22 protein-coding genes and 5 tRNA genes are annotated in these 25,408 nt (G+C 60.5%); 17 read left to right on the forward strand and 10 right to left on the reverse strand.

From position 1 onward, the window contains the following. Window position 1: 1 nt before the first annotated feature. Window positions 2–328 carry a hypothetical protein gene (locus tag AC07YV_RS21955; RefSeq protein ID WP_173900834.1) on the reverse strand — a complete coding sequence of 109 codons (327 nt, stop codon included), beginning with the start codon at window positions 326–328 and terminating at the stop codon, window positions 2–4. A gap of 522 nt (window positions 329–850) precedes the next feature. On the opposite strand from AC07YV_RS21955, the gene AC07YV_RS21960 reads away from it, so the two are divergent. Both AC07YV_RS21960 and AC07YV_RS21965 read left to right on the forward strand, forming a co-directional pair. Further along, window positions 851–1,645: an exodeoxyribonuclease III gene (locus tag AC07YV_RS21960; protein ID WP_102701174.1), complete on the forward strand. Its 795-nt coding sequence runs from the start codon at window positions 851–853 to the stop codon at window positions 1,643–1,645. 113 nt (window positions 1,646–1,758) lie between these two features. Continuing rightward, window positions 1,759–2,589 (forward strand): arylamine N-acetyltransferase family protein, encoded by an 831-nt coding sequence (locus AC07YV_RS21965; RefSeq protein WP_102701173.1) that lies wholly within the window; start codon window positions 1,759–1,761, stop codon window positions 2,587–2,589. 55 nt (window positions 2,590–2,644) lie between these two features. Here AC07YV_RS21965 and AC07YV_RS21970 read toward each other — a convergent pair whose 3' ends face one another. Together AC07YV_RS21970 and AC07YV_RS21975 are read right to left on the reverse strand one after the other, a co-directional pair. Then, window positions 2,645–2,950 carry a BrnA antitoxin family protein gene (locus AC07YV_RS21970; RefSeq protein WP_102701172.1) on the reverse strand — a complete coding sequence of 102 codons (306 nt, stop codon included), beginning with the start codon at window positions 2,948–2,950 and terminating at the stop codon, window positions 2,645–2,647. 3 nt (window positions 2,951–2,953) lie between these two features. Further along, on the reverse strand, window positions 2,954–3,235 hold the full coding sequence (locus AC07YV_RS21975; RefSeq protein WP_102701171.1) for a BrnT family toxin: 282 nt from the start codon (window positions 3,233–3,235) through the stop codon (window positions 2,954–2,956). A 255-nt stretch (window positions 3,236–3,490) separates the two neighbouring features. Here AC07YV_RS21975 and AC07YV_RS21980 point away from each other — a divergent pair, with 255 nt between their 5' ends. Beyond that, window positions 3,491–5,008: a nucleobase:cation symporter-2 family protein gene (locus AC07YV_RS21980; protein ID WP_007978657.1), complete on the forward strand. Its 1,518-nt coding sequence runs from the start codon at window positions 3,491–3,493 to the stop codon at window positions 5,006–5,008. 176 nt (window positions 5,009–5,184) lie between these two features. Here the strand turns inward: AC07YV_RS21980 and AC07YV_RS21985 are convergent. Beyond that, a tRNA-Asn gene (locus AC07YV_RS21985) sits at window positions 5,185–5,260 on the reverse strand. A gap of 227 nt (window positions 5,261–5,487) precedes the next feature. Between AC07YV_RS21985 and AC07YV_RS21990 the strand changes: the two genes are divergently transcribed. Then, a complete protein-coding gene (locus tag AC07YV_RS21990) occupies window positions 5,488–5,718 on the forward strand; it encodes a hypothetical protein (RefSeq protein ID WP_007978659.1) in 231 nt (76 codons plus the stop codon). On the opposite strand, the gene AC07YV_RS21995 is transcribed toward AC07YV_RS21990, so the two are convergent. Together AC07YV_RS21995 and AC07YV_RS22000 are read right to left on the reverse strand one after the other, a co-directional pair. After that, window positions 5,715–5,924, reverse strand: coding sequence for a hypothetical protein (locus AC07YV_RS21995; RefSeq protein ID WP_102701170.1), 210 nt, complete (start codon window positions 5,922–5,924; stop codon window positions 5,715–5,717). The two genes, AC07YV_RS21990 and AC07YV_RS21995, sit on opposite strands and share 4 nt — an antisense overlap. A 214-nt stretch (window positions 5,925–6,138) precedes the next feature. Then, window positions 6,139–7,335: an amino acid aminotransferase gene (locus AC07YV_RS22000; protein ID WP_007978664.1), complete on the reverse strand. Its 1,197-nt coding sequence runs from the start codon at window positions 7,333–7,335 to the stop codon at window positions 6,139–6,141. Window positions 7,336–7,670: 335 nt separating this feature from the next. Between AC07YV_RS22000 and uvrB the strand changes: the two genes are divergently transcribed. After that, complete coding sequence (gene uvrB / locus AC07YV_RS22005; protein ID WP_102701169.1) at window positions 7,671–9,686, forward strand: excinuclease ABC subunit UvrB; 2,016 nt, start codon at window positions 7,671–7,673, stop codon at window positions 9,684–9,686. Window positions 9,687–9,813: 127 nt separating this feature from the next. Here uvrB and AC07YV_RS22010 read toward each other — a convergent pair whose 3' ends face one another. Next, window positions 9,814–11,364 (reverse strand): MDR family MFS transporter, encoded by a 1,551-nt coding sequence (locus tag AC07YV_RS22010; protein WP_102701168.1) that lies wholly within the window; start codon window positions 11,362–11,364, stop codon window positions 9,814–9,816. Continuing rightward, a complete protein-coding gene (locus AC07YV_RS22015; protein ID WP_102701167.1) occupies window positions 11,354–12,442 on the reverse strand; it encodes an HlyD family secretion protein in 1,089 nt (362 codons plus the stop codon). Before AC07YV_RS22015 ends, AC07YV_RS22010 begins: the two co-directional genes overlap by 11 nt. 231 nt (window positions 12,443–12,673) lie before the next feature. Here AC07YV_RS22015 and gltX point away from each other — a divergent pair, with 231 nt between their 5' ends. The 10 genes from gltX to AC07YV_RS22065 all read left to right on the forward strand — a co-directional run bounded on the left by gltX (window position 12,674) and on the right by AC07YV_RS22065 (window position 18,710). After that, on the forward strand, window positions 12,674–14,155 hold the full coding sequence (gene gltX, locus AC07YV_RS22020) for a glutamate--tRNA ligase (RefSeq protein ID WP_102701166.1): 1,482 nt from the start codon (window positions 12,674–12,676) through the stop codon (window positions 14,153–14,155). Window positions 14,156–14,401: 246 nt separating this feature from the next. Next, window positions 14,402–14,477, forward strand: a tRNA-Ala gene (locus tag AC07YV_RS22025). 79 nt (window positions 14,478–14,556) lie between these two features. Then, window positions 14,557–14,632, forward strand: a tRNA-Glu gene (locus AC07YV_RS22030). A 53-nt stretch (window positions 14,633–14,685) separates the two neighbouring features. Beyond that, window positions 14,686–14,761 (forward strand) — tRNA-Ala (locus AC07YV_RS22035). 80 nt (window positions 14,762–14,841) lie between these two features. Continuing rightward, window positions 14,842–14,917, forward strand: a tRNA-Glu gene (locus tag AC07YV_RS22040). Window positions 14,918–15,101: 184 nt separating this feature from the next. Continuing rightward, complete coding sequence (locus AC07YV_RS22045; RefSeq protein WP_102701165.1) at window positions 15,102–15,641, forward strand: TetR/AcrR family transcriptional regulator; 540 nt, start codon at window positions 15,102–15,104, stop codon at window positions 15,639–15,641. A 30-nt stretch (window positions 15,642–15,671) separates the two neighbouring features. Then, on the forward strand, window positions 15,672–16,505 hold the full coding sequence (locus AC07YV_RS22050) for an alpha/beta fold hydrolase (RefSeq protein WP_102701164.1): 834 nt from the start codon (window positions 15,672–15,674) through the stop codon (window positions 16,503–16,505). 48 nt (window positions 16,506–16,553) lie between these two features. Continuing rightward, entirely contained in the window at window positions 16,554–17,003 is a 450-nt protein-coding gene (locus AC07YV_RS22055; RefSeq protein ID WP_102701163.1) for an acyl-CoA thioesterase, read from the forward strand. Between the two features lie 170 nt (window positions 17,004–17,173). Beyond that, complete coding sequence (locus tag AC07YV_RS22060; RefSeq protein ID WP_102701162.1) at window positions 17,174–18,133, forward strand: tRNA dihydrouridine synthase; 960 nt, start codon at window positions 17,174–17,176, stop codon at window positions 18,131–18,133. Window positions 18,134–18,263: 130 nt separating this feature from the next. Then, window positions 18,264–18,710, forward strand: coding sequence for an Hsp20 family protein (locus AC07YV_RS22065; protein ID WP_102701161.1), 447 nt, complete (start codon window positions 18,264–18,266; stop codon window positions 18,708–18,710). Window positions 18,711–18,851: 141 nt separating this feature from the next. Here the strand turns inward: AC07YV_RS22065 and AC07YV_RS22070 are convergent, their stop codons facing one another. Together AC07YV_RS22070 and AC07YV_RS22075 are read right to left on the reverse strand one after the other, a co-directional pair. Then, entirely contained in the window at window positions 18,852–22,130 is a 3,279-nt protein-coding gene (locus AC07YV_RS22070; RefSeq protein ID WP_102701160.1) for a PAS domain S-box protein, read from the reverse strand. 67 nt (window positions 22,131–22,197) lie between these two features. Beyond that, window positions 22,198–23,088, reverse strand: a complete 891-nt coding sequence (locus tag AC07YV_RS22075; protein WP_007975654.1) for a LysR family transcriptional regulator — start codon at window positions 23,086–23,088, stop codon at window positions 22,198–22,200. Window positions 23,089–23,236: 148 nt separating this feature from the next. On the opposite strand from AC07YV_RS22075, the gene leuC reads away from it, so the two are divergent. Together leuC and leuD are read left to right on the forward strand one after the other, a co-directional pair. After that, on the forward strand, window positions 23,237–24,655 hold the full coding sequence (leuC, locus tag AC07YV_RS22080; RefSeq protein WP_102701159.1) for a 3-isopropylmalate dehydratase large subunit: 1,419 nt from the start codon (window positions 23,237–23,239) through the stop codon (window positions 24,653–24,655). A gap of 10 nt (window positions 24,656–24,665) precedes the next feature. Continuing rightward, entirely contained in the window at window positions 24,666–25,310 is a 645-nt protein-coding gene (gene leuD, locus AC07YV_RS22085) for a 3-isopropylmalate dehydratase small subunit (protein ID WP_015095895.1), read from the forward strand. Window positions 25,311–25,408 lie beyond the last annotated feature (98 nt).

The following is a 25,408-nucleotide window of genomic DNA, read 5'->3' on the forward strand; positions in this document are numbered from 1 at the left end:
GTCATTGGCCGCTTTTGCCTGTCCAGCTACCCGTCCCGCCGCCAGCACCGCCGGTTCCGCCGCCGGGCGCACCGGTGCCACCGCCTGCGCCACTGCCCGGACCATTGACGCCGGTGCTGCCCATTGTCGAACCGGGGCTCTTTGCGCGCCCGTTATTACTTGAGGAATCGCTGGGCCTGTTGCTGTCTGGCAGCATGGTTGAACTGCGGGTGGCGCCGGGTGCCGTACCGGTCGCCCCAGGACCCTCGCCGGACGCCGCAAAGGTGGCCACGGACGTAGCCGACAACCATGCGGCCATGAGCAGTGAAGTGATTTTTATGTTCATCATGGTCGTCTCCAGGATGAGTCGTTACCTGGTATTAGTGTGACAGGGCACGAGGTGGGGGCCGATCCGGTTGACGAGTGGCGCGGGGCCCTGGAGGGCCACCGATCCATAGCCAAGCGAGAACCCTGTGGGAGCGGCGGTGCGGCGATCCGACTTGCCCGCGAAGACGTCGACCCATTCAGTATTGATGTTGGCTGACACTGCGCATTCGCGAGCAGGCCCGCTCCCACATTTGATCTGTGTCGGGCGGGAAATTGCGTACACCCTCGAACCCTGTGGGAGCGGCGGTGCGGCGATCCGACTTGCCCGCGAAGACGTTGACCCATTCAGTATTGATGTTGGCTGACACTGCGCATTCGCGAGCAAGCCCGCTCCCACATTTGATCTGTGCCGGACGGGAAATTGCGTACACCCTCGAATCGACCAGCTTGCGCTCAATGTGCTGCCGCCCCGAGACCACGGATGCAACCACCGAAAAGGGCAGGTGTCACAGTTCAGGCACCTCGTCCTAAGGAGTGTCCATTCATGAAGAAGCTGCGGATCGCCACGTTCAACGTCAATGGCCTGCGCGCACGGCTGCCCAACCTGCTGGCCTGGCTTGAGCGGGAAAAACCGGATATCGCCTGCTTGCAGGAACTGAAGGCAGTGGACAGCGCATTCCCGGCTGCCGAGCTTGAGGCGCTCGGCTACGGCGCCATTTGGCAGGGGCAGGCGTCATGGAACGGCGTGGCAATCCTGGCGCGGGATGCGCAGCCGCTGGAGAGCCGACGCGGGTTGCCCGGCGATGACAGCGACAACCACAGTCGTTATCTGGAAGCCGCGGTCCACGGGGTTCTGGTGGGTTGCCTGTATCTACCCAACGGCAACCCGCAGCCGGGGCCGAAATTCGAGTACAAGCTGGCATGGTTCGAGCGACTGATCCGTCATGCGCAGACACTTCAAGGCAGTGAACATCCGGTGGTGCTGGCGGGCGACTACAACGTGGTGCCCACCGACCTGGACATCTACAACCCGCGCTCATGGCTCAAGGACGCCTTGCTGCAACCGCAGAGCCGCGAGTGCTACCAGCGGTTGCTGGACCAGGGCTGGACCGATTCATTGCGGCATTTGCATCCGCAGGATCGGCTCTACACATTCTGGGATTACTTCCGCCAGCACTGGCAGAAAAACTCCGGTCTGCGCATTGATCATCTGCTGCTCAACCCGGTCCTGAGCCCGTATCTGCAAGACGCCGGGGTGGATGCCTGGGTGCGCAATGAGCCCCACGCCAGCGACCATGCGCCGACCTGGATTCAATTAGGGGCGCGCAAGCGGCGTTGAGTTTTTCATGACGGGTGATTGGCTAAATCAATTGTCGGTGGCCGTGCCTGATCCCGTATACATAGCGACCATTGGCGGAGCAATCCGCCGCTTGCGTGCAAAAGGATTGAACGATGAGCGAGCCACGCCTGACTGACCCTGCTTTGTATCTGCAACGCCTGGGCTTCGATGCACCCCCGGCACCGACCCTGGAAACCTTGCGCCAACTGCAGCTGCGTCATACCGGGGTTTTCCCGTTTGAGAACCTCACCACGTTATCCGGCGAACCGGTGCTGATCGACCTGCCGTCCATCGAGCAGAAGGTCTTGCACGCGGGTCGTGGCGGTTACTGCTACGAACTCAACAAGTTGTTTCTGGCCTTGCTTCAGGAATTGGGTTTCGACGCCCGCGCCATCAGCGGTCGGGTGGTGATGGGGCAGCCGGAGGGTGCCTGGACGGCCCGGACCCATCGCCTGAGCCTGGTCATCATTGATGACGTACGCTACATCACCGACGTCGGCTTTGGCGGCATGGTGCCGACCGCGCCACTGCTGCTCGATTCCCGCGCCGAACAGCTCACCCCGCACGAGCCGTATCGCATCGACCTGCACGTTGACGGTTTTACCCTGCGCGCCAATGTGGCCGGTGAATGGCGAGCGATGTACATCTTCGACCTGCAACGCCAGGAAGATATCGATTTTGCTGTGGGCAACTGGTACGTCTCGACCCACCCCGAGTCGACCTTCGCCAGGCAATTGATGGTGGCGCGCACCGGGGAGGGCTGGCGCCGTACGCTCAATAACGGCAGCTTCGCCATTCACCGGATCGGCCATGACAGCGAGCGGCGGGAGGTGACGGATGTGCAGCAACTGGTTGGGTTGCTGGACAGCGAGTTCGGCATCCGCGTACCGGAGCAGGCGCATTTGGCGAGGACGCTGGAGCGATTGATCGCAGCGCCGCAATAGCGGGCTGATCGCAGACATCACAAAGGGCGGGTCGGATTGATCGGCCCTTTGTGTTTCAGGGCCGAACACCCGGCGCCATCACCCGTTGGATTTCGCGCAAGGCCTCTGCCAGTTTCTGCTCCAGGCCCTTGAGTTCGGCAGGCGTGAGGGTTTGTTTCAGTTTTGCCGTCTTGCCTTCGTTGAGCAGGGCCCGGCGCAACGTATTGTTGATCGCCGTCTGGTAGCCATACCCCTCGTGTTCTGCCAGTGCTCGGGCCGCTTCGATAACAGCGTCATCGAGCATGATGGTAATGCGGGTCTTGCCTTTGGCGGGCGCCACGGCCCCGCGGCTGGCGTCACTGAAGTCGTATTCGTCTTTCATCGGTCATGTCTCCAGATACTGACGGCGCTCGTTTTTGGTGGCGATGCGCGCGGAAATGATTCGAACGAAATTCGGATCGCGGTAGGTGTACGCGACGACCAGCAAACGGCCTTTGGCATCCAGCCCCAGGGTGATCCAGCGTTGTTCGTCGTGGTGGTGGTCCTCGATGGTCAGCGCTCGTTCGTCATGGAACACCGGTTCAGTCTCTGCGAGGCTGATGCCTTGGTGCTTGAGTTTGTTGGCTGCGTTCTTTGCCTTGTGGAACTGAATGTCGAATGACTTCATTATGCATACTTTATATGTATATGAAAGAGGCGAGTCTTACCGATGGTCGCCAGGAATTCAAAAGACTAGTCAGCACTCGGGGGGAGGCAGCGAGGGATGTATTTCAAGGTTTTTTGCGGAGCCGGGAGGGGGCCTATCAGGCGGAAATGGACAAGTATCCATTTTGTGACTGATAAGTTGTATACAACTCTATAGACATTTGTCCTATGTCTTGCATACAGTGTGCGCATAACAAAAACCAGGGAACCCCCTACCATGAAAACGCCCCATGTTTCACACCAACGGCCCGAGGACGAAAACCTAGGGATCGGCGCGAATATGGCTTATGGCCTGCAACATGTTCTGACCATGTATGGCGGTATCGTCGCTGTGCCATTGATCATCGGCCAGGCGGCCGGGCTCTCGCCAGCGGACATCGGTTTGTTGATTGCTGCTTCATTGTTTGCGGGGGGGCTGGCAACGCTGCTGCAAACCCTGGGTCTACCGTTTTTTGGTTGTCAGTTGCCGCTGGTGCAGGGCGTATCCTTCTCCGGCGTCGCGACCATGGTGGCGATTGTCAGCAGTGGCGGGGAGGGCGGGTTCCAGTCGGTGTTGGGGGCGGTGATAGCGGCGTCCCTGATCGGATTGCTGATAACCCCGGTGTTCTCGCGTATCACCAAGTTCTTCCCGCCGCTGGTGACCGGCATCGTGATTACCACCATCGGCCTGACGCTGATGCCGGTAGCCGCGCGCTGGGCCATGGGCGGCAACAGCCACGCAGCGGATTTCGGCAGCATGGCGAATATCGGTCTGGCGGCGGTGACGCTGGTGCTGGTGCTGCTGCTGAGCAAAATCGGCAGTGCGACCATCTCCCGCCTGTCGATCCTGCTGGCCATGGTCGTCGGTACGGTGATCGCGGTGTTCCTCGGCATGGCGGATTTCTCGTCCGTGACCCAGGGCCCGATGTTCGGCTTCCCGACGCCGTTCCACTTCGGCATGCCGACCTTCCACTTCGCTGCGATCCTGTCGATGTGCATCGTGGTGATGGTGACGCTGGTGGAGACCTCGGCCGACATTCTGGCCGTCGGTGAGATCATCGGCACCAAGGTCGACTCCAAGCGCCTGGGCAACGGCCTGCGCGCCGACATGCTGTCGAGCATGTTCGCGCCGATCTTCGGTTCCTTCACCCAGAGCGCCTTTGCCCAGAACGTCGGGCTGGTGGCGGTTACCGGCATCAAGAGCCGCTATGTGGTCGCCACTGGCGGTCTGTTCCTGGTGCTCCTCGGCCTGCTGCCCTTCATGGGCCGGGTCATCGCCGCCGTGCCGACCTCCGTACTGGGCGGCGCCGGCATCGTACTGTTCGGCACCGTCGCGGCCAGCGGCATTCGGACCCTGTCCAAGGTCGACTACCGCAATAACGTCAACCTGATCATCGTTGCCACCTCGATCGGCTTCGGCATGATCCCGATCGCGGCACCGAGCTTCTACGATCACTTCCCAAGCTGGTTCGCGACCATTTTCCATTCGGGCATCAGTTCGTCGGCGATCATGGCCATCGTGTTGAACCTGACCTTCAACCACCTCACTGCCGGTAACTCCGACCAGCAATCGGTGTTTGCGGCCGGTACCGAGCGGGTGCTGCGTTATCAGGATCTGGCGGCGTTGCGCGAAGGGGACTACTTCAGCGACGGCAAGCTGCACGATTGCGACGGCAAGGAGATTCCGGTGGTTGAGGTGGACCACGGGCATGGCGAGCCACACGCGGTACATGCGAAAAGCAGTGAGCATGTCTGACGTTCGCAGCGACTGAAAAGGGGCCGATCTGTTGAATGGACAGATCGGCTTTTTTTATGGATCAAAAGATCGCAGCCTGTGTAGGAGCTGCCGCAGGCTGCGATCTTTTGATATTTGTATCGGCCACAAAAAAGCCCCTGGATCTTTCGATTCAGGGGCTTTTCGGTGTTGCTGTCTGGCTCCACGACCTGGACTCGAACCAGGGACCCAGTGATTAACAGTCACTTGCTCTACCAACTGAGCTATCGCGGAATGGCGCGTATCTTACTGATTCAAAAAGAGAAGTCAAGCATCGAATAACAATTGGAGCGAATTATCGGGACGGGCGGTGGTTTAGCGGCGATTGGCGGTTACCAGGATCGCCCCAGAGGTCTACCATGGCCGCCCGGAAGTGGTGACACGCGCTGCCGGCCATTCGCCGAAAAGGTACGCACCATGAATCATTTACCCCTCCCGCCTCGACACCACGGGGTGCACCCATGAGCATCTCTCAGATCAGCCTGCCCAAGGGGGTCGGTCCCCATGCCGAAAAGTTGTTCGACGCCATCACTCAGGCCGGCACCGCTGAAGCATTGAACCGCGCGGGTGGCAAGGCCGAAGGTTTCGTCCTGGGGCTGGAAAGCACCAAGGCGATCAAGAGCCAGGTCGCCGAATCGCTGTATGTCGCCTACGACGACGCTGCCAGTCAGCGTGCGACCGAACTGGCTTAACCGCCGAAGGTAATGGTGGCAACCATCAGTTTGGCGTAGAGCGCTGTGGCACCCAATTGCACCAGCCACAGGACCAGGCCGCCGAGGAATACACCCGCAGCGACTTGCATTACCAGGTTGTTGCCGCGTTTGGCCGGGGCGCGGGGGATGAAGTGATCCAGGTCATCCAGGTCATCGCGGTCGGCGCGCAGGTCATCGTTTTTCATGTGGGATCTCGTAGGTCATTCAGGTGTACGCAAACCTGTGGGAGCGGGCTTGCTCGCGAATGCGATCTGACTGAGACATCGGTGTTGGAGCTGCTGGCCCTTTCGCGAGCAAGCCCGCTCCCACACGTTGATCTGATTCAGTCTAGGGGAATATCGATGGTCCATAAAAAAACGGGAAGCCCGAAGGCTTCCCGTTTTTCATTTCAAGGCTGAATCAGATGACCTGGACAATCGCGTCCGTCACCACCTCGATGTTGCTCTGGTTCAGCGCGGCCACGCAGATGCGGCCGGTGTCCAGGGCGTAGATGCCGAACTCGTTGCGCAGGCGATGAACTTGCTCAACGCTCAAGCCGGAGTAGGAGAACATGCCGCACTGGCGACCGACGAAGCTGAAATCGCGCTGAGGCGCTTTTTTTGCCAGCAGGTCGACCATCTGGGTGCGCATGCCACGAATGCGCAGGCGCATTTCGGCCAGTTCGGCTTCCCACTGGGCGCGCAGTTCCGGGCTGTTCAGCACGGCAGCGACAACGCTGGCACCGTGGGTCGGCGGGTTGGAGTAGTTGGTACGGATCACGCGTTTGACTTGCGACAGCACGCGCGCGCTTTCTTCTTTCGATTCGCTGACGATCGACAGGGCACCGACGCGCTCGCCATACAGCGAGAACGACTTGGAGAACGAGCTGGATGCGAAGAAAGTCAGGCCCGACTCGGCGAACAGGCGCACGGCAGCGGCGTCTTCGTCGATGCCATCGCCGAAACCTTGATACGCCATGTCGAGGAACGGCACGTGGCCTTTGGCTTTAACGACTTCCAGGACGTTTTTCCAGTCGGCCGGGCTCAGGTCCACGCCGGTCGGGTTGTGGCAGCAGGCGTGCAGCACAATGATCGAGCCGTTTGGCAGCGCGTTCAGGTCTTCCAGCATGCCGGTACGGTTCACGTCGTGGGTCGCGGCGTCGTAGTAGCGGTAGTTCTGCACCGGGAAGCCGGCGGTTTCGAACAGGGCGCGGTGGTTTTCCCAGCTCGGGTCGCTGATCGCCACGACAGCGTTCGGCAGCAGTTGCTTGAGGAAATCGGCACCGATTTTCAGAGCGCCAGTACCGCCAACGGCCTGGGTGGTGATGACGCGGCCAGCGGCGAGCAGTGGCGAATCATTGCCGAACAGCAGCTTTTGCACGGCCTGGTCGTAGGCGGCGATACCGTCGATTGGCAGGTAGCCACGGGAAACGTGTTGAGCGGCGCGAATCGTTTCGGCTTCGACAACGGCGCGCAGGAGTGGAATTCGCCCCTCCTCGTTGCAGTAAACACCGACCCCCAGGTTGACCTTGTTGGTACGGGTATCGGCGTTGAATGCTTCGTTGAGGCCCAGGATTGGATCGCGTGGTGCCATTTCGACAGCGGAGAACAGGCTCATTATTGCGGCGGCTCTGAATGGAGAGTGGAGGGACGTGTCGCGCTCCAGCCGAATGCACTAGAGCGGTGCACAAACGGGGAGCTAGTATAGAGGCCATCGGCGATGGCTGGCGACAGGCGATTGACCTTTTAAGGCAAGTTTTTCCGATTATTTATCGACCGTCAGTCGATTGGTCTCGGCAAAGGTTTTGCGTGATGCAGGACGTTTGCCTTGAAAGCGCTGGCAATCGGCTCCACATTGAGCACAATCCAGTTTTTTCCTCGGGCGACATCGGTCGTTTGCGGTCTTTCTCGTTCGTGCCGGTTTGTCCGGCAAGAGTGATCCAGAGGTATTTCATGTCTGAATTCCAGCTAGTCACCCGTTTCGAGCCCGCCGGCGATCAGCCGGAAGCCATCCGCCTGATGGTCGAGGGCATCGAGGCCGGGCTGGCGCACCAGACGCTGCTCGGTGTGACCGGCTCGGGCAAGACCTTCAGCATCGCCAACGTGATTGCCCAGGTGCAGCGCCCGACGCTGGTGCTGGCGCCGAACAAGACCCTGGCGGCGCAGTTGTACGGGGAGTTCAAGGCGTTTTTCCCGAACAACGCGGTGGAGTATTTCGTTTCCTACTACGACTACTACCAGCCCGAAGCCTACGTGCCGTCCTCGGACACCTTCATCGAGAAAGATGCCTCGATCAACGACCACATCGAACAGATGCGGCTGTCGGCGACCAAGGCATTGCTCGAGCGCAAGGACGCGATCATCGTCACCACGGTGTCGTGCATCTACGGCCTGGGCAGCCCGGAAACCTATCTCAAGATGGTGTTGCACGTGGATCGCGGCGACAAGCTCGACCAGCGTGAATTGCTGCGGCGCCTGGCCGACCTGCAATACACCCGCAACGACATGGAATTCGCCCGTGCGACCTTCCGTGTGCGCGGCGACGTGATCGATATCCACCCGGCGGAATCGGATTTCGAAGCGATCCGCATCGAACTGTTCGACGATGAAGTGGAAAGCCTGTCGGCCTTCGATCCGCTGACCGGCGAAGTCATCCGCAAGCTGCCGCGCTTCACTTTCTACCCGAAGAGCCACTACGTCACGCCCCGGGAAACCCTGATGGGCGCGGTCGAAGGCATCAAGGTCGAGTTGCAGGAACGCCTGGAATACCTGCGTTCCAACAACAAGCTGGTGGAGGCCCAGCGCCTGGAGCAGCGCACCCGTTTCGATCTGGAGATGATCCTCGAACTGGGTTACTGCAACGGCATCGAAAACTATTCGCGCTATCTGTCCGGTCGCGAAGCCGGCGCGGCGCCACCAACCCTTTACGATTACCTGCCGGCCGATGCCTTGCTGGTGATCGACGAATCCCACGTCAGCGTTCCGCAGGTGGGCGCCATGTACAAGGGCGACCGCTCGCGCAAGGAAACCCTGGTCGAATACGGTTTCCGCCTGCCCTCGGCCCTGGACAACCGGCCGATGCGTTTCGATGAATGGGAAAGCATCAGCCCGCAGACGATTTTCGTCTCGGCGACGCCGGGCAACTATGAAGCCGAGCACGCCGGGCGCGTGATTGACATGGTGGTGCGCCCGACCGGGCTGGTGGACCCGCAAATCGAGATCCGCCCGGCACTGACCCAGGTCGACGACTTGCTGTCGGAAATCACCAAGCGTGTCGCTCTGGAAGAGCGGGTGCTGGTTACGACGCTGACCAAGCGCATGGCCGAAGACTTGACCGACTATCTGGCCGACCACGGCGTACGCGTGCGCTACCTGCACTCGGACATCGACACCGTGGAGCGGGTCGAAATCATCCGCGACCTGCGCCTGGGCACCTTCGATGTGCTGGTGGGCATCAACCTGTTGCGCGAAGGCCTGGACATGCCGGAAGTGTCGCTGGTGGCGATCCTCGATGCCGACAAGGAAGGCTTCCTGCGCTCCGAGCGCTCGCTGATCCAGACCATCGGGCGGGCGGCGCGTAACCTCAATGGCCGGGCGATTCTGTATGCCGACCGCATCACGGGCTCCATGGAGCGGGCCATCGGCGAAACCGAGCGTCGTCGCGACAAGCAGATTGCCTTTAACCTGGCCAATGGCATCACGCCCAAAGGCGTGTTCAAGGACGTCGCCGACATCATGGAAGGCGCCACGGTGCCCGGCTCGCGCAGCAAGAAGCGCAAAGGCATGGCCAAGGCCGCCGAGGAAAACGCCAAATACGAAGCCGAATTGCGCTCACCGGGCGAGATTGCCAAGCGCATCAAGGGGCTGGAAGAGAAGATGTACCAGTTGGCACGTGACCTGGAATTCGAAGCCGCGGCGCAGATGCGCGACGAGATCACCAAATTGCGCGAGCGCCTGATTACCGTCTGAAACACGCCAATTGATGGCCGGACAAATCCCCCTGTAGGAGCTGCCGCAGGCTGCGATCTTTTGATCTTGATTTTTTAAGATCAAAAGATCGCAGCCTTCGGCAGCTCCTACATAGGTTTGCGGTGTATCAATGAGTTTCGCCGGCCTTGAGTCCTGCCGGCAATTTTCTAGTCAGCAACACCGCCAGCATGCTGATCCCCAGCGCAATCCCGACAAAATGAAACGCATCGTTGTAGGCCATGATCGACGCCTGTTGATGCGCGATCTCGCTGAGTTTGCCCAATGCCGCCGTTTCACTGCCCAACCGGTCGGTCAGCGAGGCAATACGCTCGGCCACCTGCGGATTGCTCGGCACGATGGACTCACGCAGGTAATCGAAATAAACCTTGGTCCGCGCATCCAGCAGCGTGGCGAGCAGGGCGATGCCGATGGCCCCGCCGAGGTTGCGCAGGATGTTGAACAGGCTCGATGCCGACCCTGCATCCTGGGGCAGAATGTAGGACGTCGCGATCAGCGAGATGGTGACCATGATCAGCGGCTGGCCCAGGGCGCGGATGATCTGGATCTGATTGAACTGCGGCCCGGCAAAGTCCGGGTTCAGCACGCCCGAAGAGAAGCTCGCCAACCCGAATAGCCCGAAGCCCAATGTGCACAGCCATTTCGGCGAGACGAATTTCATCAGCTTGGGCACCAGCGGGATCAGAAACAGCTGCGGCACCCCCATCCACATGATCACTTCACCGATCTGCAGGGCGTTGTAGTTCTGGATCTGCGCCAGGTACAACGGCAGCAGGTAGATCGAGCCGTACAACCCGACCCCCATGCCGACACTGGAAATGCTGGACAAGCCGAAGTTGCGGTTGCCGAGGATGCCGAGGTTGATCAACGGATTGGGTTTGGAAAACTGCACGATGACGAAGGTGATCAGGCTGACCAGCGCGATGCTGCCCAGGGTCACGATCAGGCTGGATTCCAGCCAGTCCTTGCGATGGCCTTCCTCCAGGAATACCTGCAGACAACCGAGCCCGACACCGAGGGTGAGAATCCCGGCGTAGTCGGTGCTTTTCAGCAATTCCCAGTGCGCTTCTTTCTTCTCCAGGCCGTACATCAGGCCGGCGATCATGATCAGGCCGGGCGGGATGTTGATGTAGAAGATGTACTCCCAGCCCCAGTTCTCCGTCAGCCACCCACCGAGGGTCGGGCCGATGGAGGGCGCGAACGTGGCGGTCATGGCGAACATGGCCATGCCTTTGGCGCGGTGGTGTTCCGGGAGCTTGATGAGGGTCAGGGTGAACGCCAGCGGAATCAGCGCGCCGCCGGTAAACCCCTGCAGGGCGCGGAACACGATCATGCTCTCCAGGCTCCAGGCCATGGAGCAGAGCAGGGAGGCCGCGAGAAACCCGAGGGACACCCATACCGCCAGGCGTCGCGCCGACAGCAACTGCACGAGCCAGGCGGTGAGCGGGATCATGATGATCTCCGCCACCAGGTAGGAGGTGGAAATCCACGAGCCTTCCTCCAGGGTCGCCGACAGTGCGCCCTGGATATCCTTGAGCGAGGAATTGGTGATCTGGATGTCCAGCACCGCCATGAAGGCCCCGAGCATCACGCTCATCACCGCAATCCAGTCCCGCCGGGTCGGTTCGCCGACCGGGCGGATCAGTTGATCACCGGCCATCGTCAGGGGCGTCTTTGCTGCTCACTTTGGGGGTGACGTCTGCAGGGGCATCCTTGATGTTCACCTTGGCGGTCACCGACATGCCCGGACGAATCTTGCCGCGCAGCGGATTGTCCGCGGCGAAGGTCAGTTTTACCGGAATCCGTTGCACGACTTTGGTGAAGTTGCCCGTGGCATTGTCCGGCGGCAGCAGGCTGAACTGCGCGCCCGAGGCGGCGAACAGGCTGTCGACACGGGCTTTGATCGGCGTGTCGCTGTAGGCGTCGAAGGTCAGTTCGGCTTCCTGGCCGGGTTGCATGTGGCCGATCTGGGTTTCCTTGAAGTTGGCCTGAATCCAGATGTCTTCGTCCGGCACGATCGACAGCAGGTAAGCGCCGGCCTGCACGTATTGGCCTTCGCGGGCGGCACGCTGGCCGATCAGGCCGCTGATGGGAGCGTGGATTTCGCTGCGGGTCAGGTTCAGTTCGGCCTGGGCCAGGTCGGTTTTGGCGTTGGCGATCTGCGCGTCGAGGCGTTTGATCTCGGCGGTCAACGCGTTGACTTGCTGGCGCTGACTTTGCGCATCGGCCTGGGCCTTGGCCACTTGCGAGCGGGCAATGTGGGATTCGGCAGAGAGGGTGGTCACCCGTTCTTCCGAGACATAACCGGGTTTGCGCAAGGTCTCGGCGCGGGTCAGGTCGATCTGCGAGCGGCCCAGGCTGGCCTGGCTGGACGCGACTTGCGCTTCGCTGGCGGCAATCAGGCTGGCCTGCTGGGTCAGCTTGCTCTGGGCTTGCAGGCGCTCGGCCTGGCGGGTGGCCAGGGCGGCATTGGCGCGGTCGACAGCGAGACGGAAGTCGTCGCCTTCGAGTTTGATCAGCAACTGGCCTTTCTCGACATGCTGGTTGTCCTGCACCAGCACCTGATCGATGCGTGCGCCCAGTTGGCTCGACACACGGGTGATCTCGCCCTGGACATAAGCGTTGTCGGTACTTTCATAAAAGCGCCCCTTGAAGAACCACTGGGCAAACAGGCCCCCGGCAATCAACAGGACCATCAGCAGGAATGTAAAGAGGCGACGCTTGAGTTGGGCAGGCATGAGGCAAACTGTAGTCGAGAAATTGTAAGGGAAGTTATCAGCAGGCAAATCTGGCATACAGCCGATAAGTGGTAAATGCCATGGGCGGATATTCGGCCATTCACCGCGTCATAGGGGCGTTACAGACGCAACCTTGGCTTAAATGCCCTGTTCGCTGGAGCCGGGCGGCTGTCGCCTGTTACCATTCGCGCCTAGTTTGAACTTCGCTTTTTTTTCTTTTCGAGACATGCCATGACCACCGTCCGCACTCGCATCGCGCCATCGCCTACCGGGGATCCCCACGTAGGTACCGCCTACATCGCCTTGTTCAACTACTGCTTTGCCAAGCAGCACGGCGGTGAGTTCATCCTGCGGATCGAAGACACCGACCAATTGCGCTCGACCCGTGAGTCCGAGCAGCAGATTTTCGACGCCTTGCGCTGGCTGGGGATCGACTGGAGCGAAGGCCCGGACGTCGGCGGCCCGCACGGTCCGTATCGGCAAAGCGAGCGCGGCGATATTTATCAGAAGTATTGCCAGCAACTGGTCGACAGGGGGCATGCCTTCCCGTGCTTCTGCACCGCCGAAGAGCTGGACCAGATGCGCGCCGAGCAGATGGCTCGCGGTGAAACCCCGCGTTACGACGGCCGCGCGCTGCTGCTGTCCAAGGAAGAAGTCGCCCGTCGCCTGGCCGCTGGCGAACCCCATGTGATCCGCATGAAGGTGCCGAGCGAAGGCGTCTGTGTGGTGCCGGACATGCTGCGTGGCGACGTCGAGATCCCGTGGGACCGCATGGACATGCAAGTCCTGATGAAGACCGACGGCCTGCCGACGTACTTCCTGGCCAACGTGGTCGACGATCACCTGATGGGTATCACCCATGTATTGCGCGGCGAAGAGTGGCTGCCATCGGCACCGAAGCTGATCCTGCTTTACGAGTACTTCGGCTGGGAACAACCGGAGCTGTGCTACATGCCGCTGCTGCGTAACCCGGACAAGAGCAAGCTGTCCAAGCGCAAGAACCCGACCTCGGTGACGTTCTACGAGCGCATGGGCTTCATGCCGGAAGCGATGCTCAACTACCTGGGCCGCATGGGCTGGTCGATGCCGGACGAGCGCGAGAAGTTCTCGTTGCAGGAAATGGTCGACAACTTCGATCTGAAGCGCGTCTCCCTCGGCGGGCCGATCTTCGACATCGAGAAGCTGTCCTGGCTCAACGGCCAATGGCTGCGTGACCTGCCAGTGGAAGAGTTCGCCGCGCGCGTGCAGAAGTGGGCGTTCAATTCCGAATACATGATGAAGATTGCACCGCACGTGCAGGGCCGGGTCGAAACCTTCAGCCAGGTGGCACCGCTGGCCGGGTTCTTCTTTGCCGGTGGCGTGAATCCGGATGCCAAGCTGTTCGAATCCAAGAAGCTGTCGGGTGATCAGGTCCGTCAGTTGATGCAGTTGATCCTGTGGAAGCTCGAAAGCCTGCGTCAGTGGGAGAAGGACAGCATCACCGCGACGATCCAGGCCGTAGTCGAATCCCTGGAGTTGAAGCTGCGTGATGCCATGCCGCTGATGTTTGCCGCGATCACCGGCCAGGCGAGCTCGGTGTCGGTGCTCGATGCAATGGAAATCCTCGGTCCGGACCTGACCCGGTTCCGTCTGCGCCAGGCCATCGACCTGCTGGGCGGTGTGTCGAAGAAAGAAAACAAAGAGTGGGAAAAGCTGTTGGCCGCTATCGCCTAAACGCTTTTGATTCCCTGTAGGAGCTGCCGCAGGCTGCGATCTTTTAAAAGGCAACGTCAAAAGATCGCAGCCTTCGGCAGCTCCTACAGGTCTGCGTTGGGTGTAAACCTCCCGAATTTCCGGGGGGAGGGCGGTAAGTGGTTGTTATGCCGACAAAAAATTTTGAAAAATTTCAAAAATAAGTTTGACAGGCTTGCGATACGCCCTTAAGATTCGCCCCGTCCTCAGCGATGACATCAACGATGAGGGGCTATAGCTCAGCTGGGAGAGCGCTTGCATGGCATGCAAGAGGTCGACGGTTCGATCCCGTCTAGCTCCACCAATTTACACTTCAAGGCCTGGCCACACCGGTCTTGAAGCGATCAACACTCAGCGTTGATCAGTTGTATGGAAGGGTTTGCGTCCCCTTCGTCTAGTGGCCTAGGACACCGCCCTTTCACGGCGGTAACAGGGGTTCGAGTCCCCTAGGGGACGCCAGTTTTACAGAAGCGATGTTGCAAGATGTCGCTCCGCCGCGAGGCGAAAAATCCGGGGCTATAGCTCAGCTGGGAGAGCGCCTGCATGGCATGCAGGAGGTCAGCGGTTCGATCCCGCTTAGCTCCACCAATTTTACAGTTCAAGGTCTGGCCACACCGGCCTTGAATCGATCAGCTCTCAGCACTGATCAGTTGTATAGAAGGGTTTGTGTCCCCTTCGTCTAGTGGCCTAGGACACCGCCCTTTCACGGCGGTAACAGGGGTTCGAGTCCCCTAGGGGACGCCACGATTACCCGCTCTGCGGGATTTATAAGGGTCATTCAATTATTGAATGGCCCTTTTGTTTGTCTGGCGTTTGGCCAAATTCCTCCATTTCCAAAAAAACTGTTCTTCAGACCAGCGGTCACACCCAAGACTTGCTAAAATTTATTATGAGAATAATATTTCAATCGTAATATTCGGAGGCGACGATGAACGATAAAAAAGCTCAAACCCGCGAGCGCATCCTCAAGGCTGCCAGCGCAGCGCTGATTCAGCGCGGTCCGGCCGAGCCAAGCGTGGGCGAAGTGATGGGTGCGGCGGGCCTGACGGTCGGCGGCTTCTACGCACACTTCGAAAGCAAGGACGCGATGATGCTCGAGGCGTTCAAGCAATTGCTCGGTCACCGCCGCGACCTGATTGCCGACATGGACGCGGAGTTGACCGGTGAAGAGCGTCGCGCGCTGGTGGCCGCGTTCTATCTGTCGCGCAAGCACCGTGACTCCTCCGAGTCGGCCTGTCCGATCCCGGCATCGGTCGGCGAACTGGGGCGGCTGCCGGAAGCGTTTCGTGTCGCCCTGAATGAGCATGTGGAATTGATGGTCGCGCAGTTGGCGGCCAGTCCAGAAGAAACCGAAAAAGCCCTGGCCGATATGGCCTTGATGGTGGGTGGGCTGGCTCTGGCGCGGGCGCTGGGGCCGGGAGAGTTGTCCGATCGATTACTGCGCGCCGCCAAATCGGCAGTGCGTTGACCCTGAAGGCTGCGGCCTGAGGAGAATGCGATGAGCGCGTTAAAGTGGGTTCGTGGCGTTAATGGCACCTTGGGCTGGTTTGCCCCGAAACTGGTCGCTAGCAAAATGCGATTGGCCTTCATGACTCCGCGGGACCTGCCGCCCCGTGACTGGGAACTGCCGCTGCTGGCGCGATCCGAGCGCATTACCCTGCGGTTTGGTCTTTCGGCGCTGCGTTGGGGGCAGGGGCCGGCCGTGCTGCTGATGCACGGCTGGGAAGGTCGGCCGACGCAGTTTGCCAGCCTCATCACCGCGCTGGTCGATGCCGGTTACTCGGTCGTCGCCCTGGATGGTCCGGCCCACGGCCGCTCTCCGGGCAGAGAGGCGAATGTGGTGCTGTTTGCTCGCGCCATGCTTGAAGCTGCTTCCGAATTGCCTCCGCTGCAAGCGGTCATCGGCCACTCCATGGGCGGCGCCAGTGCCATGCTCGCGGTCCAGTTGGGTTTGCGCACCGAAACCCTGGTGAGCATTGCCGCCCCGGCGCGGATTCTCGGCGTGCTGCGTGGTTTCGCCCGTTATGTGGGGCTGCCGCCGAAGGCTCGCTCGGCGTTCATTCGCCAAGTCGAGAATGATGTCGGCATGCGCGCTGCAATGCTGGATGTCGCGCACTATCAACTCGATATGCCCGGCCTGATCGTTCACGCCGAAGATGATGACTTCGTCCCGGTCAGCGAGTCGCAATTGATCCACGAAGCGTGGTTCGACAGTCGCTTGCTGCGCTTGAAGGAGGGTGGTCATCAGCGCGTATTGGCCGACCCCCGAGTGATTGATGGCGTGTTATCACTGCTGGCCGGTCGCAGTCTGCAATCACGCCAATCCGCTTGAGCTTCCGTTACACTGCCCCGGTCGAAATCATCTGACCGGGAGTGGGGCATGGGCTGGGATCGGGAAACGCCATTTATCATTGATCTGCAAGTGGACGCCGAGGACATCGACGGGCTGGGACACGCGAACAACGCAGTCTACGTAACCTGGCTCGAACGCTGCGCCTGGCGCCACTCCCAACGCCTTGGCCTGGATCTGGTCGAATACCGGCGGCTGGACCGGGCGATGGCGGTGGTGCGACACGAGATCGATTACCTGGCAGCGGCCTATGAAGGCGACGAGTTGCAATTGGCGACCTGGATCGTCGATTGGGACCAGCGCCTGAAGATGACCCGGCACTTCCAGCTGATCCGCCCCAGCGACAATACAACGTTGCTGCGCGCGCAAACCACGTTCGTCTGCATCGAGCTGTCCACCGGCAAACCCAAGCGCATGCCGGCGGAGTTCATCGAAGGCTATGGCCCGGCGATTCAAGCGCAGGAGTTGGTACAACCCTGATTCCCTGTGGGAGCGGGCTTGCTCGCGAATGCAGTGTGTCAGCAAATTAAATGTTGGCTGACACGACGCTTTCGCGAGCAAGCCCGCTCCCACATTGGATTTGCGATGTTCTGCAGATTTTCTCTGAAACCCAGTAAACTGCCGCACGTTTTTCCTCGAGTGTGTTTTTCATGCAAATTGCTTTGGCGCCCATGGAGGGGTTGGTCGACGACATCCTGCGCGATGTGCTGACCCGCGTGGGTGGTATTGACTGGTGCGTGACCGAGTTCATTCGGGTCAACGACCAGTTGCTGACGCCTGCCTATTTCCACAAGTTCGGCCCGGAGCTGCTCAACGGTGCCCGGACGGCCTCCGGCGTGCCGCTGCGTGTGCAACTGCTCGGTTCCGATCCGGTGTGCCTGGCGGAAAATGCCGCGCTGGCTTGCGAGCTGGGTTCCGAAGTGATTGACCTGAACTTTGGCTGCCCGGCCAAGACCGTCAACAAATCCCGTGGTGGCGCGGTCCTGCTCAAGGAGCCCGAGCTGCTCAACCAGATCGTCGAGCACGTCCGTCGTGCCGTCCCCGCGCACATTCCGGTCACCGCCAAGATGCGTCTGGGCTTCGACAGCCCGGACGGTTCGCTGGTGTGTGCCACGGCCCTGGCCGAAGGCGGAGCGGAACATATCGTGGTGCACGCGCGGACCAAGGTCGATGGCTACAAGCCGCCGGCGCACTGGGAGTGGATTCCGCGGGTGCAGGACGTGGTCAAGGTGCCGGTGTTCGCCAATGGTGATATCTGGAGCGTCGAAGACTGGCGCCGTTGCCGCGAGATCAGTGGCGTGGAAGACATCATGCTCGGTCGCGGCCTGGTTTCGCGCCCCGATCTGGCGAAGCAGATCGCTGCTGCCCGGGCTGGTGAAGAGGTCGTGGAGATGACCTGGAACGAGCTGTTGCCGCTGATCCAGGACTTCTGGCTGCAAGCCAAGGCGCAGATGACGCCACGCCAATCGCCGGGTCGCCTGAAGCAATGGCTGGCGATGCTGACCCGCAATTATCCCGAGGCGGTAGAGCTGTTCACCGTCCTGCGTCGTGAGACCGAACTGGATAACGTCTCGCGCTTGTTGGGGCTGCCGGTGGCTGAAGCCGCCTGAAGCTCTTTAAAAAAAGCAGAAAATAAGCTCTTGAAATGCAATCAGCGGTCCCTATCTAAGGGTTACGCGATGCCGAATTCGGGTCGCGGAGACAAAAAACCTTGCTGATTGTTTTCAGGAGATTTGAACCATGAGTACTGCATTTTCCCTGGCACCACTGTTCCGTTCCTCGGTAGGTTTCGACCGTTTCAACGACCTGTTCGAAACCGCCCTGCGCAATGAGCCAGGCAGCACCTACCCGCCCTACAACGTGGAAAAACACGGTGACGATCAATACCGCATCGTCGTAGCCGCCGCCGGTTTCCAGGAAGATGACCTGGAGCTGCAGGTCGAGAAGGGTGTGCTGACCATCAGTGGTGGCAAACGTGACGCCAACGAAGGCGTGACCTTCCTGCACCAGGGCATTGCCCAGCGTGCATTCAAGCTGTCCTTCCGTCTGGCGGACCACATCGAGATCAAGGCGGCCGGCCTGAGCAACGGGCTGTTGAGCATCGACCTGCTGCGGGTGATTCCGGAAGAGGCGAAAGCCAAGCGCATCCCGATCAACGGGGTGCAGAAACCGGCTCTGCAACACTGAGTCCGGGCAGGAAGAAGGGCGCCATTGGCGCCCTTTTTTGTGCCTGTACCATTTGTAGGAGCTGCCGCAGGCTGCGATCTTTTGATTTTAAAAATCAAGATCAAAAGATCGCAGCCTTCGGCAGCTCCTACAGGGTTCGCGTTATTTCAGGAGTTTTTGGAATTCTTCCACCGGTAGCGGCGGGCTGTGCAAGTACCCTTGGTAGAAGTGACATTCCAGCCCCTGCAGGAACTCAAGCTGCTCCGCTGTTTCCACCCCTTCGGCAATCACCTTCAAGTCCAGGCTGCGGGCCATGGCGACGATGGCGCGGATGATCTCGGCGTCGTTCGGGTCGCTGGTGGCGTCGCGGATGAACGACTGGTCGATTTTCAGGGTGTCGACCGGCAGGCGCTTGAGGTAGGTCAGTGAGGAATAGCCGGTGCCGAAGTCGTCCATGGCGAAGCTCACGCCGAGTTTTTTCAGGCGGCGCATTTTGCCGATGGTGTCTTCCAGGTTCTGGATCACGATGCCTTCGGTGATTTCCAGTTTCAGCAAGGTGCAGGGCAGCCCGCAGGTGGCGAGGCTGTTTTCAACGCGTTCAACGAAATCGTTCTGGCGGAACTGGCGCGGGCTGATGTTCACGCACAGGCTGAATTTGTACGGGTTCACCAGGCCTCGGTCGATCAATTTCTTGAAGGCCTGGCAGGCTTCGTCGAGGATCCAGGTGCCGACCTCCAGGATCAGTCCGCTGTCTTCCAGCACCTTGATGAACTCGGTGGGTGACTGCGCGCCGAGTTCCGGGTGATTCCAGCGTACCAGGGCCTCGGCGCCGACGATGCGGTCGCCCCGGGCGTCGACCTGGGGTTGGTAATGCACGCGGAACTCGCCCCGGGAAAGGGCCAGGCGCAAGTCGGTTTCCATGCGCAGGCGTTCGCTCGCGGCCTTCTGCATGGTGTTGTGGTACATCTGCGCGGTATTGCGTCCCGAGTCCTTGGCGCGATAGAGCGCGATGTCGGCGCGTTTGAGCAGGTCGGTCGGGGTCGAGCCGTGATCGGGGATCAGCGCAATGCCGATGCTTGGCGTCACTTGCAGGCGCTGGCCGTCGAGGAACATCGGTTCGGACAGCAGCTCGCGGAGGGTGTCGGCCAGTTCGCGAACCTGATCGCTGACCTCGCTGCGCGAGCCTTCGAGGCCGCTGAGCAGCACCACGAATTCGTCGCCACCCAGGCGCGCAACGGTGTCCTCCATGCGCACGCTCGCCTCCAGGCGCGCGGTGATGATTTTCAGCACGGTATCGCCCACCGGGTGCCCGAGGGAGTCGTTGATGTGCTTGAAATGGTCGAGGTCGAGGAACATCAGCGCGCCACGCAGGTTATGCCGTTTGAGCAGGGCGATCTGCTGGCTCAGGCGGTCCATCAGCAAGGCACGGTTGGGCAGGTTGGTCAGTGGGTCGTGGTAGGCCAGGTGGCGAATCTGCGCTTCGGCGTTTTTCAGCAGGCTCACGTCCCGCGCGGTCAACAGCAGGCAGGCGGTTTCGTTGAGGGTGATCGGCTCCACCGAGACTTCGACGGTGAGCAGTTCGCCGCGCTTGTTGCGCCCGAGCATTTCCTGGTGATGAACCCGGCCCTTGATCTGCAATTCGGCCAGCAGCGCCGAGCGTTGTTTTTCTTCCGCCCAGATCCCGACCTGGTACACCGTGCGGCCCACCACTTCTTCGGCGCGGTAGCCGGTCAGGCGGCAGAAACCGTCGTTGACCTCCAGATATCGGCCGGTGTCGCGCTCGGTGATGGTGATGGCGTCGGGGCTGGAGTGGAAGGCCTTGGCGAATTTCTCTTCACTGGCCTTGAGCGCCGCTTCCGAGCGTTGTTGCTGGGTGATGTCGCGCAGCGTGGTGACGATGCAGGGCTGGTCGCCGACGCTGATCTGGCGGCTGGAAATCACGCAGGTCAGGGCCTGTCCGTCCTTGTGCTGGACGAGAATGGCGACGTTGTTCAGGCCTTGTTCGCGGATCACTTGTTCGATCCGTCGCAGGCTTTTCGCCGAGGCGTCCCACAGGCCGATTTCGTCGGCGCTGCGGCCGATAACATCGGCGGTGCTCCAGCCGAAGGTCTGGGTGAAGCTGGAGTTGATTTCGATGAACTGGCCGCTGTCCTGGTGGGTGACGCAGATCGGATCGGGGCTGACCTGGAACAGCGTGGCGAATTTTTCTTCGGAGGCTACCAGCCGTTGTTCGCGCTCCACCTGGTCGGTGATGTCGAGCAAGGTGCCGGCCATGCGCACCGGCACGCCGTTGTCATCGCGGTAGAGGCGGGCGCGACTTTCCAGGTAGCGTGAGCTGCCGTCGGGCAATTGCACGCGGTAGGTCAATTGATAGTTGCCGGCCGGGCCTTCGCGCAGGCTGCGGTAGGCGTCGCGCATGGTGTCGCGCTCTTCGCCGGGCACGCCTTCGAAGAACTCGTCGAAGGATTCGTGGAAAGGTTTGGCTTCCAGGCCATGCAGTTGGGCGGCCCGGGCCGATCCGTAGAGCATGCCGCTGGGAATGTGCCAGTCCCAGGTGCCGAGTTGCGCCGAATCCAGGGCCAGGTCGAGGCGTTCCTGGCTGTCCTTGAGGGCGTGTTCGGCGACTTTGCGTTCGGTGGTGTCGAGGAAGGTGCTCAGTAGATAGGGCTGGCCTTCGAGCTCGACTTTTTGCGCGCTGAGGATGCCGTCATGGATCTGGCCGTTGCTGGCGCGGAACTGCACTTCCATGCTGACCACATCGCCCTTGGCTTTAGTGGCCTTGACCAGATCGGCCCGTTGCTCGGGGTGCACCCACAGCCCCAGTTCCAGGGTGGTGCGGCCGATCGCGTTTTGCACCGGCCAACCGAACAGGCTTTCGAAATACTGGTTGGCTTCGGTAATCAGGCCGTCTTCCTGACGGGTCAGCAGAACCATGTTCGGGCACAGGTGAAACAGGGTGGCGAAGCGTTTTTCCGAGCTGCTCAACGCCTGCTCACGCTGGCGCTGGTGAGTGATCTCGCGGATCACGCCGATCATCCGCGGCCGGCCATGCTTGTCCGGTAACAGGCTGCCGCTGATTTCCAGCCAGTGCAGGCTGCCGTCGGGCCAGCGGATGCGGTGGTGCATGGCCTGCTCCAGTGGCGCACCGCCAATGACCGCGTGAAACGCACGAACGGTTTTGGCGCGATCCTCTGGCGGCAGCAGGTCGAGGTATTCCAGGTCATGGGGCAGCGGTTGCCGTGGATCGAAGCCGAACAGCGCCTGCGTACCCCGGGACCAGCTGATCTGCCCGCGCTCGATGTCCCAATACCAGGCGCCCAGGCGCGCTCCGTTGAGCGCGGCGAGCAATTGCGAGGCGCTTTCCCAGCTCTGTTCGGAGCTTTTCGGATCAATTGCCTGGATACGCGGCATCGGCGGAATACGGTCTACAGATTTCGGCATTGGCAAGCCTTGGGCTGGTGTTGGGCGTTTGTTCCAGGTATTCGCGGCTCTATAGGAGTAGCACAACTTAGCCTTGAGTCCCTGGCAGATCGAGTTGAGCGTCCAGCAAGGCCATGAAGGCCCGCGCAGCATTCGACAGCGTCCTTTCCGTGTGCAGGATATAGCCTAGCTGGCGAGTGAGCTGTATGCCCGGCAAAGGTATGCGCGCCACCTGGTCATCGAGCATGGTGCGCGGCAAGACACTCCAGGCCAGGCCGATCGAGACCATCATCTTGATGGTTTCCAGGTAGTTGGTACTCATGGCGATGTTGGGTGTCAGGCCCTGGGCTTCGAACAGCCGTTGCACGATGTGGTGGGTAAAGGTGTTGCCGCCGGGGAATACCGCCGGGTGTCGAGCGATGTCCGCCAGGCTGACCTTGCCGTTGTTGAGCAGTGAATGCTCCGGGGCGACCACGAAATCCAGCGGGTCGTCCCACACAGGCGTGGCCTTGACCAGTGTGTGTGGCTCCGGTGCGAGGGTGATGACCGCCAGTTCGGCGCGGCCATGGAGAATTTCCTCGTAGGCCACTTCCGAATCGAGGAACTGAATATCCAGCGCCACTTGCGGGTAGCGTCGGGTGAATTCCCTTAATAAAGGCGGCAAACGGTGCAGGCCGATGTGGTGACTGGTGGCCAGGGTCAGACGGCCGGTCACTTCGCCAGTGAGGTTGGTCAGGGCGCGGCGCGTATCATCCAGCACATTGAGAATCTGATAAGCCCGCGGCAGCAGGGCGCGCCCGGCCTCGGTCAGGCCCACTTCACGGCCCAGGCGATCGAACAGCCGCACCTTCAATTGCTGCTCCAGTCCGGCGATGCGCTTGCTGATGGCCGGCTGGGTCAGGTGCAGCCGTTCACCTGCACCGGAGAAACTTCCGGTCTCGGCAATGGCAATAAAAGCATTGAGGTTGGCCAGGTCCATGTTCGCATTCCAGTTGGTTATCCAAAGCATAAAAAATATGAATTTGAGTTATTTAATGTAACCCCATAGGATCGACCTCACAAGCCAAGGGGTTATTGAATCGCTCAAGACCCAGGGCATAGAAACAAGCTGATGAGGAAACCGTCTGATGGCCGGCAAAACGCTCTACGACAAGCTCTGGGATTCGCATTTGGTCAAGCAGCGCGACGATGGCTCTGCGCTGATCTACATCGACCGTCACATCATCCACGAAGTGACTTCGCCGCAAGCTTTTGAAGGCCTGCGTCTGGCCGGGCGCAAGCCATGGCGCATCGATGCCAACATCGCGACCCCGGACCACAACGTACCGACCACCCCGGAGCGCAAGGGCGGCATCGACGCCATCGTTGACCAGGTCTCGCGCCTGCAAGTCCAGACCCTCGATGACAACTGCGATGAATACGGCATTGTCGAATTCAAGATGAACGACGTTCGCCAGGGCATCGTCCACGTCATCGGCCCGGAGCAGGGCGCCACCTTGCCGGGCATGACCGTGGTCTGCGGCGACTCCCATACCTCGACCCACGGCGCATTCGGCGCATTGGCGCACGGCATCGGCACTTCCGAGGTCGAGCATGTGCTCGCCACCCAGTGCCTGGTCGCCAAGAAAATGAAAAACATGCTGGTGCGCGTCGAAGGCCAATTGCCGTTCGGCGTGACCGCCAAGGACATCGTGCTCGCCGTGATCGGCAAGATCGGCACCGCCGGCGGTAACGGCCACGCCATCGAGTTCGCCGGCAGTGCAATTCGCGACCTGTCCGTGGAAGGCCGCATGACCATCTGCAACATGGCCATCGAAGCCGGTGCTCGTGTAGGCCTGGTGGCTGCAGACGAAAAGACTGTGGAATACGTCAAGGGTCGTCCGTTCGCTCCGAAAGGCGCGGAGTGGGACCTGGCCGTCGAAGCCTGGAAAGACCTGGTGTCTGACGCCGATGCGAAGTTCGACACCATCGTTGAGCTCGACGCAACGCAAATCAAGCCGCAAGTCAGCTGGGGCACCTCGCCGGAAATGGTGTTGGCGGTCGACCAGAACGTGCCGGATCCTGCGAAGGAAATGGACCTGGTCAAGCGTGATTCCATCGTCCGTGCCTTGAAGTACATGGGTTTGACCGCCAACCAGGCGATCACCGACATTCAGCTCGACCGCGTATTCATCGGTTCCTGCACCAACTCGCGGATCGAAGACCTGCGTGCGGCGGCCGTGATTGCCAAGGGTCGCAAAGTGGCCTCGACCATCAAGCAGGCCATCGTCGTTCCAGGCTCGGGCCTGGTGAAGGCCCAGGCCGAATCGGAAGGCCTGGACAAGATTTTCCTCGAAGCCGGTTTCGAATGGCGCGAGCCGGGTTGCTCGATGTGCCTGGCGATGAACCCGGACCGTTTGGAAAGTGGCGAGCATTGCGCCTCGACTTCCAACCGTAACTTCGAAGGCCGTCAGGGCGCCGGTGGTCGTACCCACCTCGTCAGCCCGGCCATGGCCGCGGCCGCTGCCGTAAACGGTCGTTTCGTCGACGTCCGTGAATTGATTTAAGGAGCGCAGCATGAAAGCTTTTACCCAGCACACTGGACTTGTCGCGCCTTTGGATCGTGCCAACGTCGACACCGATCAGATCATTCCGAAGCAGTTCTTGAAGTCGATCAAACGCACCGGTTTTGGCCCGAACCTGTTCGATGAATGGCGCTACCTTGATGTGGGCCAGCCTTACCAGGACAACTCCAAGCGTCCGCTGAACAAGGACTTCGTCCTCAACGCCGAACGTTATCAGGGCGCCAGCGTGTTGCTGGCCCGTGAGAACTTCGGTTGCGGCTCCAGTCGTGAACACGCGCCGTGGGCGCTGGAGGAGTACGGTTTCCGCAGCATCATCGCGCCGAGCTATGCCGACATTTTCTTCAACAACAGCTTCAAGAACGGCTTGCTGCCGATCATCTTGAGCGATGCCGAAGTCGACGAACTGTTCCAGCAGGTCGAGGCCAATCCGGGTTATCAGTTGCAGGTCGATCTGCAAGCCCAGACCGTGACCCGCCCTGACGGCAAGGTGTTGAGCTTTGAAATCGATGCGTTCCGCAAGCATTGCCTGCTCAACGGCCTGGACGATATCGGCCTGACCTTGCAGGACGGCGATGCGATTGCAGCGTTTGAGGCCAAGCACCGTGCGAGCCAGCCGTGGTTGTTTCGCGACGCTTGATTGATTCGAGATTGGATTAGTCAGGGCCGGCCTCTTCGCGAGCAGGCTCGCTCCCACAGGGATTTTGTAAACAATGAAAATCCAATGTGGGAGCGAGC

It is taken from the genome of Pseudomonas sp. GW456-E7 (genome assembly GCF_059424105.1).

Coding starts and splice junctions, on each gene's coding strand:
- AC07YV_RS21955 (WP_173900834.1), bottom strand. CDS start 328: ATGATGAACATAAAAATCACTTCACTGCTCATGGCCGCATGGTTGTCG.
- AC07YV_RS21960 (WP_102701174.1), top strand. CDS start 851: ATGAAGAAGCTGCGGATCGCCACGTTCAACGTCAATGGCCTGCGCGCA.
- AC07YV_RS21965 (WP_102701173.1), top strand. CDS start 1,759: ATGAGCGAGCCACGCCTGACTGACCCTGCTTTGTATCTGCAACGCCTG.
- AC07YV_RS21970 (WP_102701172.1), bottom strand. CDS start 2,950: ATGAAAGACGAATACGACTTCAGTGACGCCAGCCGCGGGGCCGTGGCG.
- AC07YV_RS21975 (WP_102701171.1), bottom strand. CDS start 3,235: ATGAAGTCATTCGACATTCAGTTCCACAAGGCAAAGAACGCAGCCAAC.
- AC07YV_RS21980 (WP_007978657.1), top strand. CDS start 3,491: ATGAAAACGCCCCATGTTTCACACCAACGGCCCGAGGACGAAAACCTA.
- AC07YV_RS21990 (WP_007978659.1), top strand. CDS start 5,488: ATGAGCATCTCTCAGATCAGCCTGCCCAAGGGGGTCGGTCCCCATGCC.
- AC07YV_RS21995 (WP_102701170.1), bottom strand. CDS start 5,924: ATGAAAAACGATGACCTGCGCGCCGACCGCGATGACCTGGATGACCTG.
- AC07YV_RS22000 (WP_007978664.1), bottom strand. CDS start 7,335: ATGAGCCTGTTCTCCGCTGTCGAAATGGCACCACGCGATCCAATCCTG.
- uvrB (WP_102701169.1), top strand. CDS start 7,671: ATGTCTGAATTCCAGCTAGTCACCCGTTTCGAGCCCGCCGGCGATCAG.
- AC07YV_RS22010 (WP_102701168.1), bottom strand. CDS start 11,364: ATGGCCGGTGATCAACTGATCCGCCCGGTCGGCGAACCGACCCGGCGG.
- AC07YV_RS22015 (WP_102701167.1), bottom strand. CDS start 12,442: ATGCCTGCCCAACTCAAGCGTCGCCTCTTTACATTCCTGCTGATGGTC.
- gltX (WP_102701166.1), top strand. CDS start 12,674: ATGACCACCGTCCGCACTCGCATCGCGCCATCGCCTACCGGGGATCCC.
- AC07YV_RS22045 (WP_102701165.1), top strand. CDS start 15,102: ATGAACGATAAAAAAGCTCAAACCCGCGAGCGCATCCTCAAGGCTGCC.
- AC07YV_RS22050 (WP_102701164.1), top strand. CDS start 15,672: ATGAGCGCGTTAAAGTGGGTTCGTGGCGTTAATGGCACCTTGGGCTGG.
- AC07YV_RS22055 (WP_102701163.1), top strand. CDS start 16,554: ATGGGCTGGGATCGGGAAACGCCATTTATCATTGATCTGCAAGTGGAC.
- AC07YV_RS22060 (WP_102701162.1), top strand. CDS start 17,174: ATGCAAATTGCTTTGGCGCCCATGGAGGGGTTGGTCGACGACATCCTG.
- AC07YV_RS22065 (WP_102701161.1), top strand. CDS start 18,264: ATGAGTACTGCATTTTCCCTGGCACCACTGTTCCGTTCCTCGGTAGGT.
- AC07YV_RS22070 (WP_102701160.1), bottom strand. CDS start 22,130: ATGCCGAAATCTGTAGACCGTATTCCGCCGATGCCGCGTATCCAGGCA.
- AC07YV_RS22075 (WP_007975654.1), bottom strand. CDS start 23,088: ATGGACCTGGCCAACCTCAATGCTTTTATTGCCATTGCCGAGACCGGA.
- leuC (WP_102701159.1), top strand. CDS start 23,237: ATGGCCGGCAAAACGCTCTACGACAAGCTCTGGGATTCGCATTTGGTC.
- leuD (WP_015095895.1), top strand. CDS start 24,666: ATGAAAGCTTTTACCCAGCACACTGGACTTGTCGCGCCTTTGGATCGT.